At 65.2% G+C, this 16,580-nt stretch carries 17 protein-coding genes; 12 read left to right on the forward strand and 5 right to left on the reverse strand.

Translation table 11 applies throughout. From position 1 onward, the window contains the following. Positions 1 to 187: 187 nt before the first annotated feature. Entirely contained in the window at positions 188 to 1,858 is a 1,671-nt protein-coding gene (locus tag SIDU_RS05100) for an MFS transporter (RefSeq protein WP_025771949.1), read from the forward strand. 4 nt (positions 1,859 to 1,862) lie between these two features. Here SIDU_RS05100 and SIDU_RS05105 read toward each other — a convergent pair whose 3' ends face one another. After that, complete coding sequence (locus tag SIDU_RS05105; RefSeq protein WP_007684980.1) at positions 1,863 to 2,453, reverse strand: nucleotidyltransferase family protein; 591 nt, start codon at positions 2,451 to 2,453, stop codon at positions 1,863 to 1,865. Between the two features lie 152 nt (positions 2,454 to 2,605). On the opposite strand from SIDU_RS05105, the gene folE reads away from it, so the two are divergent. The 3 genes from folE to SIDU_RS05120 all read left to right on the forward strand — a co-directional run bounded on the left by folE (position 2,606) and on the right by SIDU_RS05120 (position 4,919). After that, positions 2,606 to 3,214, forward strand: coding sequence for a GTP cyclohydrolase I FolE (gene folE / locus SIDU_RS05110; protein ID WP_007684982.1), 609 nt, complete (start codon positions 2,606 to 2,608; stop codon positions 3,212 to 3,214). Beyond that, positions 3,211 to 4,053 carry an SDR family oxidoreductase gene (locus SIDU_RS05115; protein ID WP_007684984.1) on the forward strand — a complete coding sequence of 281 codons (843 nt, stop codon included), beginning with the start codon at positions 3,211 to 3,213 and terminating at the stop codon, positions 4,051 to 4,053. Before folE ends, SIDU_RS05115 begins: the two co-directional genes overlap by 4 nt. A gap of 89 nt (positions 4,054 to 4,142) precedes the next feature. Beyond that, a complete protein-coding gene (locus tag SIDU_RS05120; RefSeq protein ID WP_007684986.1) occupies positions 4,143 to 4,919 on the forward strand; it encodes an enoyl-CoA hydratase-related protein in 777 nt (258 codons plus the stop codon). 240 nt (positions 4,920 to 5,159) lie between these two features. On the opposite strand, the gene mmsB is transcribed toward SIDU_RS05120, so the two are convergent. Genes mmsB through SIDU_RS05135 form a run of 3 tightly spaced genes read right to left on the reverse strand, consistent with a single transcriptional unit; the run spans position 5,160 to position 8,294 of the window. After that, on the reverse strand, positions 5,160 to 6,044 hold the full coding sequence (gene mmsB / locus SIDU_RS05125) for a 3-hydroxyisobutyrate dehydrogenase (RefSeq protein WP_007684988.1): 885 nt from the start codon (positions 6,042 to 6,044) through the stop codon (positions 5,160 to 5,162). 22 nt (positions 6,045 to 6,066) lie between these two features. Continuing rightward, the gene (locus tag SIDU_RS05130; RefSeq protein WP_007684990.1) at positions 6,067 to 7,125 is read right to left on the reverse strand and encodes an enoyl-CoA hydratase/isomerase family protein; all 1,059 of its coding nucleotides are present in this window, start codon (positions 7,123 to 7,125) and stop codon (positions 6,067 to 6,069) included. Positions 7,126 to 7,136: 11 nt separating this feature from the next. Further along, the gene (locus SIDU_RS05135) at positions 7,137 to 8,294 is read right to left on the reverse strand and encodes an acyl-CoA dehydrogenase family protein (protein WP_037511930.1); all 1,158 of its coding nucleotides are present in this window, start codon (positions 8,292 to 8,294) and stop codon (positions 7,137 to 7,139) included. 98 nt (positions 8,295 to 8,392) lie between these two features. On the opposite strand from SIDU_RS05135, the gene SIDU_RS05140 reads away from it, so the two are divergent. From SIDU_RS05140 to SIDU_RS05155, 4 genes are all read left to right on the forward strand, one after another. Continuing rightward, positions 8,393 to 9,271 carry a LysR family transcriptional regulator gene (locus SIDU_RS05140; RefSeq protein WP_007684995.1) on the forward strand — a complete coding sequence of 293 codons (879 nt, stop codon included), beginning with the start codon at positions 8,393 to 8,395 and terminating at the stop codon, positions 9,269 to 9,271. Positions 9,272 to 9,376: 105 nt separating this feature from the next. Beyond that, positions 9,377 to 10,006 (forward strand): class I SAM-dependent methyltransferase, encoded by a 630-nt coding sequence (locus tag SIDU_RS05145; protein ID WP_007684998.1) that lies wholly within the window; start codon positions 9,377 to 9,379, stop codon positions 10,004 to 10,006. Between the two features lie 200 nt (positions 10,007 to 10,206). After that, entirely contained in the window at positions 10,207 to 11,139 is a 933-nt protein-coding gene (locus tag SIDU_RS05150) for an ABC transporter ATP-binding protein (protein ID WP_007685000.1), read from the forward strand. Beyond that, positions 11,136 to 11,906 (forward strand): ABC transporter permease, encoded by a 771-nt coding sequence (locus SIDU_RS05155; protein WP_007685002.1) that lies wholly within the window; start codon positions 11,136 to 11,138, stop codon positions 11,904 to 11,906. The genes SIDU_RS05150 and SIDU_RS05155 overlap by 4 nt, the downstream gene beginning before the upstream one ends. A gap of 175 nt (positions 11,907 to 12,081) precedes the next feature. Here the strand turns inward: SIDU_RS05155 and SIDU_RS05160 are convergent, their stop codons facing one another. Beyond that, positions 12,082 to 12,537, reverse strand: a complete 456-nt coding sequence (locus SIDU_RS05160) for a universal stress protein (protein WP_007685004.1) — start codon at positions 12,535 to 12,537, stop codon at positions 12,082 to 12,084. 204 nt (positions 12,538 to 12,741) lie between these two features. Here SIDU_RS05160 and SIDU_RS05165 point away from each other — a divergent pair, with 204 nt between their 5' ends. From SIDU_RS05165 to SIDU_RS05180, 4 genes are read left to right on the forward strand one after another with little or no spacing between them, the layout of a single operon-like run. Continuing rightward, complete coding sequence (locus tag SIDU_RS05165; RefSeq protein ID WP_007685006.1) at positions 12,742 to 14,025, forward strand: pyruvate dehydrogenase complex dihydrolipoamide acetyltransferase; 1,284 nt, start codon at positions 12,742 to 12,744, stop codon at positions 14,023 to 14,025. Next, the gene (locus tag SIDU_RS05170; protein ID WP_007685008.1) at positions 14,025 to 14,432 is read left to right on the forward strand and encodes an acyl-CoA thioesterase; all 408 of its coding nucleotides are present in this window, start codon (positions 14,025 to 14,027) and stop codon (positions 14,430 to 14,432) included. The genes SIDU_RS05165 and SIDU_RS05170 overlap by 1 nt, the downstream gene beginning before the upstream one ends. A 27-nt stretch (positions 14,433 to 14,459) precedes the next feature. After that, positions 14,460 to 15,857, forward strand: a complete 1,398-nt coding sequence (gene lpdA, locus SIDU_RS05175) for a dihydrolipoyl dehydrogenase (RefSeq protein ID WP_007685009.1) — start codon at positions 14,460 to 14,462, stop codon at positions 15,855 to 15,857. Next, entirely contained in the window at positions 15,835 to 16,500 is a 666-nt protein-coding gene (locus SIDU_RS05180) for a phosphatase PAP2 family protein (protein ID WP_007685011.1), read from the forward strand. The genes lpdA and SIDU_RS05180 overlap by 23 nt, the downstream gene beginning before the upstream one ends. Positions 16,501 to 16,580: the final 80 nt, after the last annotated feature.

Genomic DNA, 16,580 nt, shown 5'->3' on the forward strand with positions numbered 1-16,580 from the left:
GGGCGCCGGATGATCGCTGCAAATGTATTTACGTTTACGTAAAGTGCAAGTCTCAATCGTCAAACCGCCGAGCCGTAACGTCATCCCGACGCATGCCTCCATTCCCTCTGGCATTCCGTCTGGCTTCCCGGACGATTCCCGTCCTTCCATGATTCGCGGATTTGACCCGACCGCCTTATTCCGCTTGATGGGGAGCGTGTCTGAGTCGGACCCCACCGAAGCGCCGTCGCCCCTGTCGATCCCGATCTTCCGCGCGATCTGGTGGGCCAGCCTCGCCTCCAATTTCGGCGGGCTGATCCAGTCCGTGGGCGCACAGTGGATGATGACCTCGCTTTCCGCCTCGCCCCAGATGATCGCGCTGGTTCCGGCGGCGACGACCCTGCCGATCATGCTGCTGTCGCTCTGGGCAGGCGCGGTGGCGGACAATAGCGACCGGCGATTGGTGATGCTGGCCTGCCAATTGTTCATGCTCGTCGTTTCCGCCCTGCTGGCGCTGTTCGCCTGGATGGGGTGGGTGACGCCCTGGGCCTTGCTGGGCTTCACCTTCCTGGTGGGATGCGCCACCGCGATCAACGGTCCGGCCTGGCAGGCGGCGGTGGGGGATATGGTGCCCAGGGCGGCCTTGCCCCATGCCGTCTCGCTCAATTCCATGGGCTTCAACATGGCGCGCAGCATTGGCCCGGCGCTGGGCGGCGTCATCGTCGCGGCGGCCGGCGCGGCGGCGGCCTTCCTGGTCAACGCCGTCAGCTATGTGGGCCTGGTCGCGGTGCTCGCCCGCTGGCGTCCGGAACTGCCGCCCCAGTTGCTCCCGCGCGAACGCATCGGCCACGCGATGCGCGCGGGTGTCCGCTATGTCGCGATGTCGCCGCACATCCAGGTCGTGCTGTTGCGAAGCGCGGCGTTCGGCATCGGGGCGAGCGCCGTTTCGGCGATGATGCCGCTGGTGGCGCGCGACCTGCTGGGCGGGGGCGCGTTGACCTTCGGCGCGCTCAGCGGCGCCTTCGGCATCGGCGCGGTGCTGGGGGCGCTGTCGACGGGGCAGTTGCGCCGCCGTTTCGCGGTGGAGGCCATCGTGCGCTCGGCCGCCCTGGCGCTTGCGGCCGGGACGGTGCTGATGGCGGTCAGCGACTGGCTGATCGTGGCGTTGGCCGGGCTGCTGCTGGCCGGCGCGGGCTGGGTGATCGCGCTTTCCACCTTCAACGTGTCGGTCCAGATGTCCGCGCCCCGCTGGGTCGTGGCCCGGGCCGTCGCCCTGTACCAGATGGTCGCCTTCGGCGGCATGGCGGGGGGCGCATGGCTGTTCGGCACCCTGGCGGAGGATCATGGCGTCCTGGTCGCCCTCTATGGCGCGGCGGCCGTCCAGTTCGCTTCGGCGCTGATCGGCTATGTGCGTCCGCTGGTGCAGACGGGGGAACAGAATCTCGATCTTCAAAATCTGTGGCGGGAACCGCAGACGACCGTGCCGATCGAGCCTCGCAGCGGCCCCGTGGTCGTCACCATCGAATATCGCATAGCCCCCGGATCGGTCGTCCCCTTCCTCGCGGCGATGAGCGAACGCCGCCGCATCCGCCGCCGCGACGGCGCCCAGGGCTGGTCGCTGCTGCGCGACCTCAGCGATCCGGAGCTGTGGGTGGAGCGCTATCATGTGTCGACCTGGCTCGACTATGTCCGCCACAACAGCCGGCGGACCGTTGCCGACATGGCGAACAGCAAGGCGATCCACGCTTTGCACGGCGGCCCCGATCCGCCCGTCGTCCATCGCATGCTGGAGCGTCAGACGGGTTCGCTGCCGCTGAGCCGTTCGGCCGATCCGCGGGAAATGGGCGATCCCATGACCGATCCCACCCGGTCGAGCTGATCGGCTATTCCGGCCGCCGTTCCGCCAGATCGTCGGGCGTGTCGATGTCGCGCAGGCTGGCGCCCATGGTTTCGATCTGCACGCCATGGCTGAGCAGCGCCCGCGCTCCCTGGTCCCCGCGCAGCGCCAGAAGCTCGGGAAAATGCTTCCGTCCGATGAAGGCGGGGGGCGATGCGGAAAAGCCGTCGGTGCTGGCCACGACGGAACGGATGTCCTCCGCCGCCAGGCATATGCGGTTGTAATGTGTCTGCGGCACGTCCGGCATGTCAGCCAGGCAGATCAATATGCCGCGGCATTTCCGCATCGGCATGACATGTTCGACGGCGCGGATGATGCTGCCCGATATGCCGTCCTCCGGGCGGTCGTTGACCAGGATCGAATAGCCGCGCCGCTCCAGCCGGCGATGCAGCACCGGCGCCTGGCCAATGGGACGCACCACCGCCACCAGCTCCGCGAAGATCATGGAGGCGATGGTTTCCAGCGCATGGACCGCGACGGGCTTGCCCCGCCATTCGGCCATCAGCTTGTCCTCCTCGCCGAAACGAGAGGAAGTGCCCGCTGCAAGGAGTACGGCGGCGATCTGTTCGGTCCGCATGGTTCCGCTATGATGATTTGAGGCGACCCGGTTGATCCGGTTTCCTCCGCATGTGCCACCGCCGGCATGTTCTGTCCAGCGGGGCGAAGGGGCTGGCGTTCCGGCCGATCTGACGCCATATGCCCGGAAGCAACAAAGGAGTGGTGACGTCCATGGAATATGATCCCGATGCCGAAACAGCGGGCGAGTCGATCAAGATTCCTGTTCCGGCGGACGTGGCCGAAGCGATCCGGACGCTGATCCGCTGGTCGGGCGACGATCCGGAACGGGAAGGGCTGGTCGAAACGCCCGAACGCGTGGCGCGGGCGTGGAAGGAATATTGCCGCGGCTATGACGACGATCCGGCCTATCATCTTTCGCGCATCTTTCACGAAGTCGGCGGCTATGACGACATCGTGCTGCTGAAGGACATTCCGTTCCAGTCGCATTGCGAACATCATATGGCGCCCATTGTGGGCGTGGTGCATATCGCCTATCTGCCCGGCCAATATGTCGTCGGCATATCGAAGCTGGCTCGCGTGCTGCATGCCTTCGCCCATCGGCTCCAGGTGCAGGAACGGCTGACTTCGGAGGTCGCCAATTGCATCTGGGAACATCTGAGGCCCCAGGGCGTCGCCGTCGTGGTGGAGGCGACCCATGGCTGCATGACCGGGCGCGGCGTGCGCACGCCCAATGTCGTCATGAAGACCAGCCGCATGCTCGGCGTCTTCCGCGACGATGAAAAGAGCCGCGAAGAAGTGCTGAAGCTGATAGCATCGTGAACGAAGAGGAAGTCCCCGCCTATCGGCCGCTTGGAGGCCCCCGGAAGCGCGAGGAGCAGGCGGGCGCGCGTCCGCTGGCGCAAAAGCGGCTGGCGCTGGTGACGGGCGGCCATCGGCGGCTGGGCGGCATCATCGCCGCCGCCTTTGCACGGGCCGGCTATTCGCTGGCGATCCATGGCAGCCACGATACCCGGCTCGATTCCCATCTGGCGCTGGCGCTGGAGGAGAATGCGACCGAATGGGAGGGCTTCACCGTCGATTTCAGCGATCCCGAAGGGGCGGAGGAACTGGTGGCGCTGGTGGCGGAACGCTTCGGCCGGCCGCCCGATGTCCTCGTCAACAGCGCGGCGATCTTCGGTCAGGATCGGCTTGACAGCGTCGGCGCCGACGACCTGATGCGCCATTATGCCGTCAATTGCGCCGCGCCAACGCTGCTGACCAAGGCGTTCGCCACCATTCCGGCCGGCACGGGGGATCGGTGCATCGTCAACATATTGGACCAGCGGATCGACCATCCCCATGGCGACCAACTGGCCTATACGCTCTCCAAAATGGCGCTGGCGGGGCTGACGCGGCTGTCCGCCTCCACCTTGGCGCCGCAGATCAGGGTCAATGCGGTCGCGCCCGGCCTCACCATCGCGACGCCCGACTATGACGACGGCCAGATGGAACGGCTGGCCGCGATGATGCCGCTGGCGCGTCTGCCGCAGGCTGAGCAGATCGTCGAAGCCGTGCTTTATCTGGCGGGCGCCGGTGCCGTGACCGGGCAGATCCTCTATATTGACGGCGGCGCGCATCTGCGCAGCTATGACCGGGACTTCATGCATCTGTGCCGATAGCGGCTGCGAAGATGCGGCTCCCAAGGGCTGGTCAAGGGCCGCCGCGCTGCATAGAGCGGATCGCCACGGATCAATGAAGGGAGACGGCAATGGCATATGAAACCCTCCTGGTGGAACAGCGCGATGCGGTGACGCTGGTTACGCTCAACCGTCCGCAGGCGCTGAATGCGCTGAACAGCCAGGTGCTGAAGGATCTGGGCGCGGCCTTCGCGGCCTATGATGCCGATCCGTCGCAGCGCTGCCTAGTCCTGACCGGCAGTGAAAAGGCGTTCGCGGCAGGCGCGGACATCAAGGAGATGGTGGAAAAGGAGGCGGCGGATTTCTTCCTGGAGGATTTCTTCTCCGGCTGGCAGAGCAAGGTCGTCGCCACCCGCAAGCCGTGGATCGCGGCGGTCGCCGGTTTCGCGCTGGGCGGCGGGTGCGAACTGGCGATGATGGCGGACTTCATCCTGGCGGCCGACACCGCGAAATTCGGCCAGCCCGAAATCAAGCTGGGCGTGGCGCCGGGCATGGGCGGATCGCAACGCCTGACCCGCGCCGTCGGCAAGGCGAAGGCGATGGAAATGTGCCTGACCGGCCGCATGATGGGCGCGCAGGAAGCGGAAAGCGCCGGCCTGGTGGCGCGGATCGTCCCGGCGGCGGACCTGCTGGAAGACGCGCTCAAGACCGCCGCGACCATTGCCGGAATGCCGCCCATGGCCGCGATGGTGAACAAGGAAATGGTCAATCTGGCGTTCGAGACAGGCCTTGCTCAGGGCATATTGACCGAACGCCGCCTGTTCCAGATCCTGACCGCGACCGAAGACAAGAAGGAAGGCATGGAAGCCTTCGTCGAAAAGCGTGCCGGTGTGTGGAAGGGCCGCTGAAAAGCATTTGGCGCGATAATAGCGAACACTAAATCCTCCCTACGCGAAGCGTGGGGAGGGTCGAAGAGAGGCGCGCGACTCTCTTCGACGTTCGCGAAGCGAATGGTGGAGGGGAATTTCGGAGGTCGTGCCATTTCCCCTCCACCAGCCTTCGGCTGGTCCCCCTCCCCATCTATCGATGGGGAGGAATAGGATAGGCTTGTATTCTACCCCTCCGTAAAGCCACTGGAAGACGAAGCCTCACTTCCCCTCCAACATCTCGATCATCAGCGAAAAATCCCGCCCAGCCTCGCCCCGATTGGCGAGCATTTGATAAAGCGACTCCGCCGCATTCCCCATCGGCACGCTCGCCCCGACCGAAGCCGCCGCTTCGCTCGCCAGCTTCAGATCCTTCAGCATCAGCCCCACGGCGAAACCGCCCTGATAGCCATTGTCCGACGGGCTTTGCGGCCCCACGCCCGGCACCGGGCAATAGCTGGTCATCGACCAGCTCTGCCCCGACGACACGCTGGAAATGTCGTAGAAAGTCTGCGGATCGAGCCCCAGCTTCTTCGCCATGGCGAAGGTCTCGCAGGTCGCCACCATCGTCGCGCCCAGCAGCATGTTGTTGCAGATCTTTGCCGCCTGCCCATTGCCCGCGCCGCCCGCATGGATCACCGCCTTGCCCATGGCCGACAGGATCGGCCTGGCCCGGCCGAACGCCTGCTCCGTGCCGCCGACCATGAAGGTCAGCGTGCCGCCATTGGCCGCCGCGATGCCGCCGGAGACCGGCGCGTCGACCATTTCGAAACCCTTGGCGGCGGCGGCCTCCTCCACCCGCCGCGCCGTCGCGACGTCGATGGTGGAGCAATCGAGGAACAGCGCATCCGCCTTCGCCGCGCCGAACACCTCGCCCTGATAGACGCTCTCCACATGCTTGCCCGCAGGCAGCATGGTGACGACCGCATCGGCGCCCGCCACCGCCTCCGCCGCGCTGGCGCAACGCACCGCGCCCGCTTCGACCGCCTTGGCCAGCGCCTCTTCCGACAGGTCGAAGGCCCGCACGGCAAAGCCGTTCTTCAACAGATTGGCGGCCATGCCGCCGCCCATATTGCCCAGGCCGATAAAGGCGATGGTCTGGCTCATCTCAAGGCACTCCTTCTTCCTGTCAGCCGCGCAATTCGGGCAGCGGCGTCCATTCCTTTTCCGGGGGCAGGGGCGCGAACAGGCTGTCGACCAGTTCGTCCGTCACATCCTCCGCCCGCGCCGGATTCCATCGCGGCGCATTATCCTTGTCGAAGATCACCGCCCGCACGCCCTCGATGAAATCGGGACGGCGAATGACATGATGGCCGATGCGATATTCGTTGCGCATATTGTCGGCAAAATCGGTGAAGGCGGCGCCCTCCACCATCTGTCGCAGCGCCACCTTGATCGTCTGCGGCGACTTGGTGGTCAGGGTGGCAAGCTGCTCCCGCGCCCAGTCCGACCCCTCAGCCTCCAGCGCCGCCAAAATATCCTCGAACCGATCCGAAGCGAACAGCCGGTCGATCTCGTCCCGATGCGCTTCCCAGGCCGAAGGCGGCGGCACGTCGGCCATCTCGTCCAATATCTCGGCCAGTCCGTCAGGATCGGCGACGATCCGCGCCTTCACCGCCTCCAGCTTGTCCGAAGCCATATAATGGGTCGCGATGCCGATGGCCGCGCAATCCGCGCCCTTGATCCGCGCCCCCGTCGTCGCCAGCCACGCCCCGGTCCGCCCCGGCAAGCGGGGCAGGAACCAGCCGCCGCCCACGTCGGGAAACAGCCCGATGCCCGTTTCCGGCATGGCATAGGTCGTCCGCTCCGTCGCCACGCGATAGCGCGCCGGATCGGAAATCCCCACGCCCCCGCCCATGACGATGCCGTCGATGAACGCCACGATCGGCTTTTCATAGACGAACAGCAGATGGTTCATCCGATATTCGGTGAAGAAGAACTGCTCCGCCTCCGAACAATCCCCCCTGGCGCTGTTCGCGATCATGGCGATGTCGCCGCCCGCGCAAAAACCGCGACCCTCGGCATGGTCCAGCATCACCGCGACGACGCTCTCATCCTCCCGCCAGGCCAGCAGCGCCGCAATGATCGCGTCGCACATTTCGGTGGTCAGCGCATGGATCGCCTTGGGCCGGTTCAGCCTTATCCGCCCCACGCCATTGTCGAGTGAAATCAGCACCTGATCAGTCATAAAATCCCCGCTCACTGCCGCAGCATGTCGCGGGCGATGATCATCCGCATGACCTGATTGGTGCCTTCCAGGATCGAATGCACACGCAGGTCGCGCCAGAAACGCTCGACCGGATAGTCCATCAGATAGCCGTAGCCGCCATGCAGTTGCAGCGCCCGGTCGACCACCGAAGATCCCGTATCCGTTGCCAGCCGCTTCGCCATGGCGGCAAAGCGCGTCTTGTCCGGCGCATTCTCCGTCACCTTGACCGCCGCCGCATAGAGCAGCGTCCGCGCCGCCTGCAATTCCGTCTCCATGTCCGCCAGCATGAACTGCGTATTCTGGAAATCGGCGATGCTCTGCCCGAACTGTTTGCGATCCCTGGTGTAGCTCAGCGCCTCGTCGATGCAGCGCTGCGCCCCGCCCAGCGAGCAGGCCCCGATATTCAGCCGCCCGCCGTCCAGCCCCATCATCGCGATGCGGAATCCCTCGCCTTCGCCCCCGACCAGATTTTCGACCGGCACCCGCACCCCGTCGAAATTCACCTGCGCGGTCGGCTGCGAATGCCAGCCCAGCTTGCGCTCCTGCGCGCCGAAGCTGACGCCCGCCATATCCTTCTCGATGACCAGGCAGCTTATGCCCTTCGGACCCTCGTCCCCGGTACGGACCATCACGACATAAATCTCATTCTCTCCGCCGCCGGAGATGAACTGCTTGGACCCGGTGACCACATAATGATCGCCGTCCTTCACCGCCCGCGTCTTCAGCGCCGCCGCGTCGGACCCCGAACCCGCCTCCGTCAGGCAATAGCTGCCGATCCGCTCCATCGGCACCATGGAGGGGAGATATTTGTCCTTCACCGCCTGCGAACCGAACCGGTCGATCATCCATGCGGCCATATTGTGGATGGAGATGAAGGCGCTGGTCGACGGACAGCCATAGGCCATCGCCTCCATGATCAGCGCGGCCTCCAGCCGCCCCAGCCCGATGCCGCCCGCTTCCTCCGACACATAGATGCTGCCGAAGCCCAGTTCCGCCGCGGCGCGGATGGTCTCGCGGGGAAAGATATGCTTTTCGTCCCACTCCGCCGCGAAGGGCGTGATCGCATCGGCGGTGAACCGGCGCGCCATCTCCTGAATGGCCAACTGGTCCTCGGTGAGATCGAACTGGCCCACAAACTCTCCTGACATGCGCTTTGAACTTTCCCTTAGATAGAATGCGGAATTGCCTGCAACAACGCAGTTCTGCATAGCGATGCAGCGATTTTGCAGACGGGGCGCGGCGAGCGATGTTCGATTGGGACGATATCAGGGTCTTTCTGGCGGTGGCGCGCACGCGCAAGATCGCTCCCGCCGCCCGCGCCCTGGGCATCGACGCGACCACCATCGCCCGCCGCCTCGCCCGGCTGGAGCGCGCGCTCGGCCCCGAACTGTTCGAACTGGGGGCAGGGGAGCGCACCCTGACCGCCCATGGCCAGGCGCTGCTCCACCATGCCGAAAGCATCGAAAGCGCTGCCCTGGCCGCCATGGAGGAGGCGACCGGCCGCGAACATCATCTGAGCGGACAGGTGCGCCTCTCTGTGGCCGAAGGTTTCGGCACCTGGGTGCTGGCGCCGGGCCTGGCCGATTTCAGCCGCCGCCATCCCGGCATCCGGCTGGACCTCATCACCGCGTCGGGCTTCCTCAACCCGTCCAAGCGGGAAGCGGACATGGCGGTCATGCTCGCCCGGCCGCAACGGGGGCGGCTGTCGGTCCGGCGCATGGGCGACTATCGCCTGCACCTCTACGCATCCCCCGCCTATCTGGCGCAGGCGGGCACGCCCGGCAGCGCCGCCGACCTGCGCGGCCATGTGCTGGTCGGCTATGTGCCCGAATTCATCTTCTCGCCAGAACTGGATTATCTGGACGAGGTGGAGGCGGGGCTGGAGGCCAGCCTGCGCGCGACCAGCATCAACATGCAGCATCGCATGATCGCGGAAGGGGCGGGCATCGGCGTGCTGCCCGATTTCATCGCCGGGCGCGATCCCGCCCTGACGCCGGTAATGGCCGACCGGGTGGAGATCATGCGCAGCTTCTGGCTCGTCACCCATGGCGACCTCAAGAAACTGCCCCGCATCGCAGCGGTGGCGACATGGTTGCAGGAACGTATCGAAACCTTGAAAGCGTGATCGCCCTTCGCCAAATGGCGGGAAAGCGTTCCTAAAACCCATCGACGCCGTCCATCCGGCCCGCTAAGGGAGTCTCCATGACAGCAAAATGGTCGCATCTCGCTCATGCAGCATAAGTCGAAGTGCAGCCGGGCGATGGCCCTGCCCAACAGCGAGTTTCGCACGCGGGCAACCGAATATCTGGACTTTCTGGCTGCCTGGGTGAAGAAGCCGCGCCAGACCGCCTCGGTCGTGCCCAGCAGCCGCTATCTCGCCCGCCTGATGGTCGAACATATCGTGCCGGACGATGGCCGGGTTATCGAACTGGGCGGCGGCACGGGCGTCTTCACCCGCGCCATATTGGGCACCGGCCTGCCCCCCGAAAAACTGGAGGTGGTGGAGATCAACCCCGCCTTCGCGCGCGGGCTGCGGCGGCATTTCCCCCATGTTTCCGTCCTCGAAACCCCCGCGCAGATCGTCTCCACGGCGACGGCGGGCGAAGCGGGCGAATATCAGTCGGTGATCAGCGGCCTGCCGCTGCTGGCCATGGACCGCCAGATGCATGCCGACATCTTGTCCGAAAGCTTCCGCATGCTGCGGCCGGGCGGGGCGTTCATCCAGTTCACCTATTCCCTGCGCCCGCCGGTCAACCGCGAGATATTGGATGCGCTGGACCTGGACGTCGTCCGCGTCGGCCAGACCGTCCGAAACTTCCCGCCAGCGACCGTCTTCCGCTTTTTCCGCAAAGGCGACTAGGCCGCGGGGACAAATCGGGAAATGCCTGGAAATGGCCATCCCAAGACATTCCCCTCCCGCTTGCGGGAGGGGGGATGTCCGCTAACCATCCAAATCTCAGTCCGGCGAGGCTTGAATTTGTCCACGCGGCCTGGAGGGCGGTTGCGCGGCGCGGACGGCGCCCTATCTTTGCGCTTCAGCAAAAGGGGGCAATGCCGCGCATGGCATCCATCATCACCGTTTCCGGCCTGACCAAAAGCTATGCTTCGGGTTTTCAGGCGCTCAAGGGCGTCGACCTGGAGATTGAGGAGGGCGAGATTTTCGCGCTGCTCGGCCCAAACGGCGCGGGCAAGACCACCATGATCTCCATCATCTGCGGCAATGTCAGGGCGACCGGCGGCAGCGTCACCGTGGCGGGGCATGACATCGTCCGCGACTATCGCGGGTCGCGCTCCGCCATCGGCCTGGTGCCGCAGGAACTGCACACCGATGCGTTCGAGCGGGTGATCGACACCGTCACCTTCTCCCGTGGCCTGTTCGGCAAGCCGCGCAACGACGCCTATATCGAGAAGATATTGCGCGACCTGTCGCTGTGGGACAAGCGCCACAGCAAGATATTGGAACTGTCCGGCGGCATGAAGCGCCGCGTGATGATCGCCAAGGCGCTCTCCCACGAACCGCGCGTGCTCTTCCTGGACGAACCGACCGCCGGGGTCGACGTCGAACTGCGCCGCGACATGTGGAAACTGATCGGCGAACTGCGCCAGACCGGCGTCACCATCATCCTCACCACCCATTATATAGAGGAGGCGGAGGAGATGGCCGACCGGGTCGGCGTCATCGACAAGGGCGAACTGATCCTGGTCGAGGAAAAGACCGCGCTCATGAAGAAGCTGGGCAAGAAGTCGCTGACCGTCGTGCTGGCCGAACCGCTTGCCGCCGTGCCGCCGGAACTGGCCGAATGGCGGGTCGCGCTGAAGGCCGACGGCCATGAGATCGAATATCTGTTCGACACCCAGGCGGAGCGGACCGGCGTATCGTCGCTGCTGCGCAGGCTGGGCGACCTCGGCATCGGTTACAAGGATCTCAATACGCAGCAGAGCAGCCTGGAGGACATCTTCGTCAGCCTGGTCCATCAGGAGAAGGCGGCATGAGCGGCTTTAACTATCGCGCCATCTGGTCGATCTACAGGTTCGAACTGCACCGCTTCCGCCGCACGCTGCTGACCGGCCTGCTGGTGCCGGTCATCACCACCTCGCTCTATTTCGTGGTGTTCGGCGGCGCCATCGGTTCGCGCATGACGCAGATCGACGGCATTCCCTACGCCGCCTTCATCGTGCCCGGCCTCATCATGATGTCGATGTTCACCGAAAGCATCTTCAACGCCAGCTTCGGCATCTACATGCCCAAATTCACCGGCACCATCTATGAGCTGCTGTCGGCGCCGGTATCGGCTGCGGAAACGATCATCGCCTATGTCGGGGCGGCGGCCACCAAGTCGCTGATCGTCGGCACGATCATCTTCCTGACCGCGCATCTGTTCGTGGACCTGCCCGTCGCCCATCCGCTGGCGATGATGGGGTTCATGCTGCTGATCGCGATCAGCTTCTGCCTGTTCGGCTTCATCCTGGGCATCTGGGCACAGAGTTTCGAACAGTTGCAGGTGATCCCGCTGCTGATCGTCATGCCGATGACCTTCCTGGGCGGGGCCTTCTATTCGATCCACATGCTGGCCGAACCCTGGCGGACGATCACTCTGTTCAACCCCATCGTCTACCTGATCTCCGGCTTCCGCTGGACCTTCTTCGGACGCGGCGACGTGGGGATAGAATTCAGCCTGCTCTTCATCGCGGGCATGCTCGCCCTGTGCCTGGCTATCATAGGCTGGATGTTCCGGACGGGCTATCGCCTCAAAAAATAAGCGCAGGCGGCGTAATCCTATTCCTCCCCATCGAAAGATGGGGAGGGGGACCAGCCGCAGCTGGTGGAGGGGAATGGGGCGCGACCTCCGAATTTCCCCTCCACCACCGCCTTCGGCGGCGGTCCCCCTCCCCACGCTTCGCGCAGGGAGGATTTAATGACGGCTAACCCCGATCTCAACTCAACCGATCGATCGCATCCGCGTCCAACCCGCCGGGAATGATCATGATCGGGCAGGGCAGCTTCCCCGCATCTGCGCCCGCGAAGTGTGACACCAGAACCCCCGGATGCCCGCTGGCCGCCGCGCCCAGCACCAGCGCCGCGACGTCGTCCATCTCCTCCAGCGTATGGCGCACCACCGCCACCGGATCGCCCTGGCGCACGGTGATGCTGGGGCGGATGCCGGATTCGTCGGTCAACGTGCCCGCCGCGCTCGTCACCAGCGCTTCGGCGCGTTGCAGCGCCTCATCCTCCATCGTCGCCTGCACGCCGCCCCACTGGACGAACTCGGCGGGCGGGATGAGGGCCAGGATGCGGATTGCGCCCGCCGTCTTGGCGGCGCGCCGCGCCGCGAAACGGAGCGCCGTCTCCGCCTCGGGCGATTCGTCCACGACCACCAGATATGTCCGCATCCGCTGAATCCCTAAGGGGTAACGACCATTTGGCCTTCGGTCTCACAAGTCCGCGCTGAACCCATATGGTTCGCTGTGAACCAGTGTGGTGAAATGTGGCCGATTATGCGCGGGCGCGCAAGGCTTGGCCTTGACCGTTCCGGCCAAAGCGCCGAAACGAACCTCATTGCCCCCACGCCCGATAAGATGAGAGGCCTTCCACCCATGAGCAAAACGATCCAGATGCCCGCCCTTTCTCCAACGATGGAAGAAGGGACGCTGGCGAAATGGCTGGTGAAGGAGGGCGACACCGTCTCCTCCGGCGATCTGCTGGCGGAGATCGAGACCGACAAGGCGACGATGGAATTCGAAGCCGTCGACGAAGGCACCGTGGCCAAGATCCTGGTGGCCGAAGGGTCGGAGGGGGTGAAGGTGGGCACCGTCATCGCTATCATCGCGGAGGAGGGCGAGGATCTGTCGCAAGCCGCCGCCGGTAATGCCGCTCCCAGCGCAGCGGCCCCCGCAGCAGGCCCTGCGCCCCAGGCCGATCCGGTTCCCGCCAAGGCGCCGGCGCCCGCGCCGAAGGCCGATCCCGCGCCGGCCAAGGCGACGGACGGCAGAGTGAAGGCCAGCCCGCTCGCCCGCCGTCTGGCTGAAGCCAAGGGGCTGGATCTTGCCGCCGTCACCGGCTCCGGTCCCAATGGCCGCATCGTGAAAGCGGACCTGGAGGGCGCCGCGCCCGTCGCCAAGACTGCCGTTCCGGCCGCCGCGCCTGCCGCTCCGCTCGCCGCCGCGCCTGCCCTCGCACAGGATTTCGGCATCCCGCACGAGGTCATCAAGCTCAGCGGCATGCGCAAGACCATCGCGCGCCGTCTGACCGAATCCAAGCAGCAGGTGCCGCACATCTACCTGACCGTGGACGTGCAACTCGACAAGCTGCTGAAACTGCGTGGCGAACTGAATGCGGGCCTGGCCTCGCGGGGCGTCAAGCTGTCGGTCAACGACCTGCTGATCAAGGCGCTGGGCGTGGCGCTGATCCAGGTGCCGGAATGCAACGTCCAGTTCGCTGGCGACCAGATGCTGAAATTCCAGCGAGCGGACATTTCGGTGGCCGTGTCCATCCCCGGCGGCCTCATCACCCCCATCGTGACGGAGGCGGACAGCAAGGGCGTCGCCGCCATCTCCACCGCGATGAAGGATCTCGCCGCCCGCGCCAAGGACGGCAAGCTAAATCCGGAGGAATATCAGGGCGGCACCGCCTCGCTCTCCAACATGGGCATGTTCGGCATCAAGCAGTTCGAGGCCGTCATCAACCCGCCCCAGGGCATGATCCTGGCCATCGGCGCTGGCGAAAAGCGGCCCTTCGTCATCGACGACTCGCTCCAGATCGCGACCGTCATGTCCGCCACCGGCAGTTTCGACCACCGCGCCATCGACGGCGCGGACGGCGCCCGCCTGATGCAGGTCTTCAAGGAACTGGTCGAAAATCCGATCGGGATGCTCGCCTGATGGCCCGGGTGGATGAGCAGCCGCCGGTGGACAGCCCCGCCGTGCGCGTCATCGCCATGCCCGCCGACACCAATCCCTATGGGGATATTTTCGGCGGCTGGCTGATGAGCCTGATGGACTCGGCCGCCGGTTCCGTCGCCGCCCGCCACAGCCACGGCCGCGCGGTGACGATCGCCGTCGAGGGCATGACCTTCCTGCGCCCGGTGGTGGTCGGCGACGAGGTTTCGGTGTTCGCCAAGCTGGTTTCGGTGGGCCGCACCTCCATGAAGATAGAGGTCGAGGCGTGGCGGCGGACCCGCCATGACGACAGATCCTATCGCGTGACCAAGGCGACCTTCGCCTTCGTGGCGATCGGAGAGGATCGCCAGCCCCGTTCCGTGCCGCCCTTCACCGCGCCGGCGGCGTGACGAAATCCTATAAAAGCGAGTTTGATCATGGCTGAGAATTACGATGTCATCGTTCTGGGCTCCGGCCCCGGCGGCTATGTGGCCGCAATCCGCGCCGCCCAACTGGGCCTGAAGACCGCCATCGTCGAGCGGGAGAATCTGGGCGGCATCTGCCTCAACTGGGGCTGCATCCCGACCAAGGCGTTGCTGCGTTCGGCGGAAATCTATCATTACATGCAGCATGCCGGGGACTATGGCCTGGCCGCGACCCAGATCAGCGCCGACATCGCGGCGGTGGTGAAGCGTTCGCGCGGCGTTGCCAAGCAGCTTAATCAGGGCGTCACGCACCTGATGAAGAAGAACAAGATCGCCGTCCATATGGGCGAGGGCAAGCTGGTCGCGAAGGGCAGGCTCAGCGTCACCAAGGACGGAAAGACCGATGAACTGACGGCGAAGAACATCATCATCGCCACCGGGGCGCGGGCGCGCGACCTGCCGGGCACGCCGACCGACGGCAAGCGCGTCTGGACCTACCGCCACGCCATGACGCCGCCCGAAATGCCGAGCAAGCTGCTGGTCATCGGATCGGGCGCCATCGGCATCGAATTCGCCAGCTTCTATAACGATATGGGCGCCGACGTCACCGTGGTCGAGATGATGGACCGCATCGTGCCGGTCGAGGACGCCGATGTTTCGGCGTTCCTGGAAAAGGCGCTCAAGAAGCAGGGCATGACCATCCTGACCGGGGGCGGCGTCAGCGACATCCAGGTCGGCGCCAACGGTATCAAGGTCAAGTTGAAGGACAAGGCCGGCAAGGAAAGCGCCGCCGAATTCAGCCATATGATCGTCGCCATCGGCATCGTCCCCAATACGGAGAATATCGGCCTCAAGGAGCTGGGCGTCGCCATGGACGAGCGCGGTTTCCTGAAGACCGACGAAATGTGCCGCACCAATGTCGAGGGCCTGTGGGCCATCGGCGACATCACCGCGCCGCCATGGCTGGCGCACAAGGCCAGCCATGAGGGCGTGATCGCGGCCGAAGCCATTGCCGGCAAGCATCCCCATGCCATGGACCCGCGCAATATTCCCGGTTGCACCTATTGCCATCCGCAGATCGCGTCTGTGGGCCTGACCGAAGCCAAGGCGAAGGAAGCCGGCTATGAGGTGAAGGTCGGCATGTTCCCCTTCATCGGCAACGGCAAGGCCATCGCGCTGGGCGAAGCGGAAGGCTTCACCAAGACGGTGTTCGACGCGAAGACGGGCGAATTGCTGGGCGCGCACATGATCGGCGCGGAAGTGACCGAGATGATCCAGGGCTATACCATCGGCAAGACGCTGGAAACGACCGAGGCGGAACTGATGCACACCGTCTTCCCGCATCCGACCATCTCCGAATCGATGCATGAAAGCGTGCTCGCGGCTTATGGGCGCGCGCTCCATATCTGATCGGCGCATAGCCGTGGCGAAAGGCGCGGGTGCCCTTGTCCTCGCGCTTTTCTGCGTTTTGGGGATTGCGCTGGTCCAGCGGCAGGGATGGCTGGACGGGCTGAACGCCGGGCTGATGGGAATGGCCGGGCGGGCGCGGGACAGCGGGGCTGGAACCGCCGTCACCTGGATCATGCAACTGGCGTCGGCGGTCGGAGGGACGGCGGGCCGCTTCGCGCTGCTTGGGGCCTGCGTCATCGCGCTTTGGGGCATTGCGCGCAGGCGTGCCCTCTGGCTGCTGTGGGTGACGGTCGGCGGGACTTTGCTCAACCTCTCGCTCAAGCAGGTCTTTGCCGCGCCTCGCCCCGATCTGCTGCCGCATCTCGACCTTGTGCGCAGCTATGGGTTTCCGAGCGGTCATGCGGCGGGAAACATGATCTTCTTCGGGGCCTTGGCGATGCTGGCCGGGCGGCGCTCCGCCTATGTCGGCATGGGGCTGGCGATCGCGCTGATCGGGATCAGCCGGGTCTGGCTGGGCGTGCATTGGCCGAGCGATGTGCTGGCGGGATGGATCGAAGGGCTGGGATGGCTTGCGCTGTGCGGCATCTGGCTGCCGGCAGGAAGGGGTGGACGGGCGGATGGATTCAGGCGCGCCGGGCGATGAGCCGGCGCCCTTCCGTTGAAGGCGCATTGGGCGCGTTTTTGGAAAGTGGAGGTCGCCGGTCGATTTGGCGGCTCCGCCCG

Origin of the sequence: Sphingobium indicum B90A (assembly GCF_000264945.2) — a bacterium.
GTDB lineage: Bacteria > Pseudomonadota > Alphaproteobacteria > Sphingomonadales > Sphingomonadaceae > Sphingobium > Sphingobium indicum.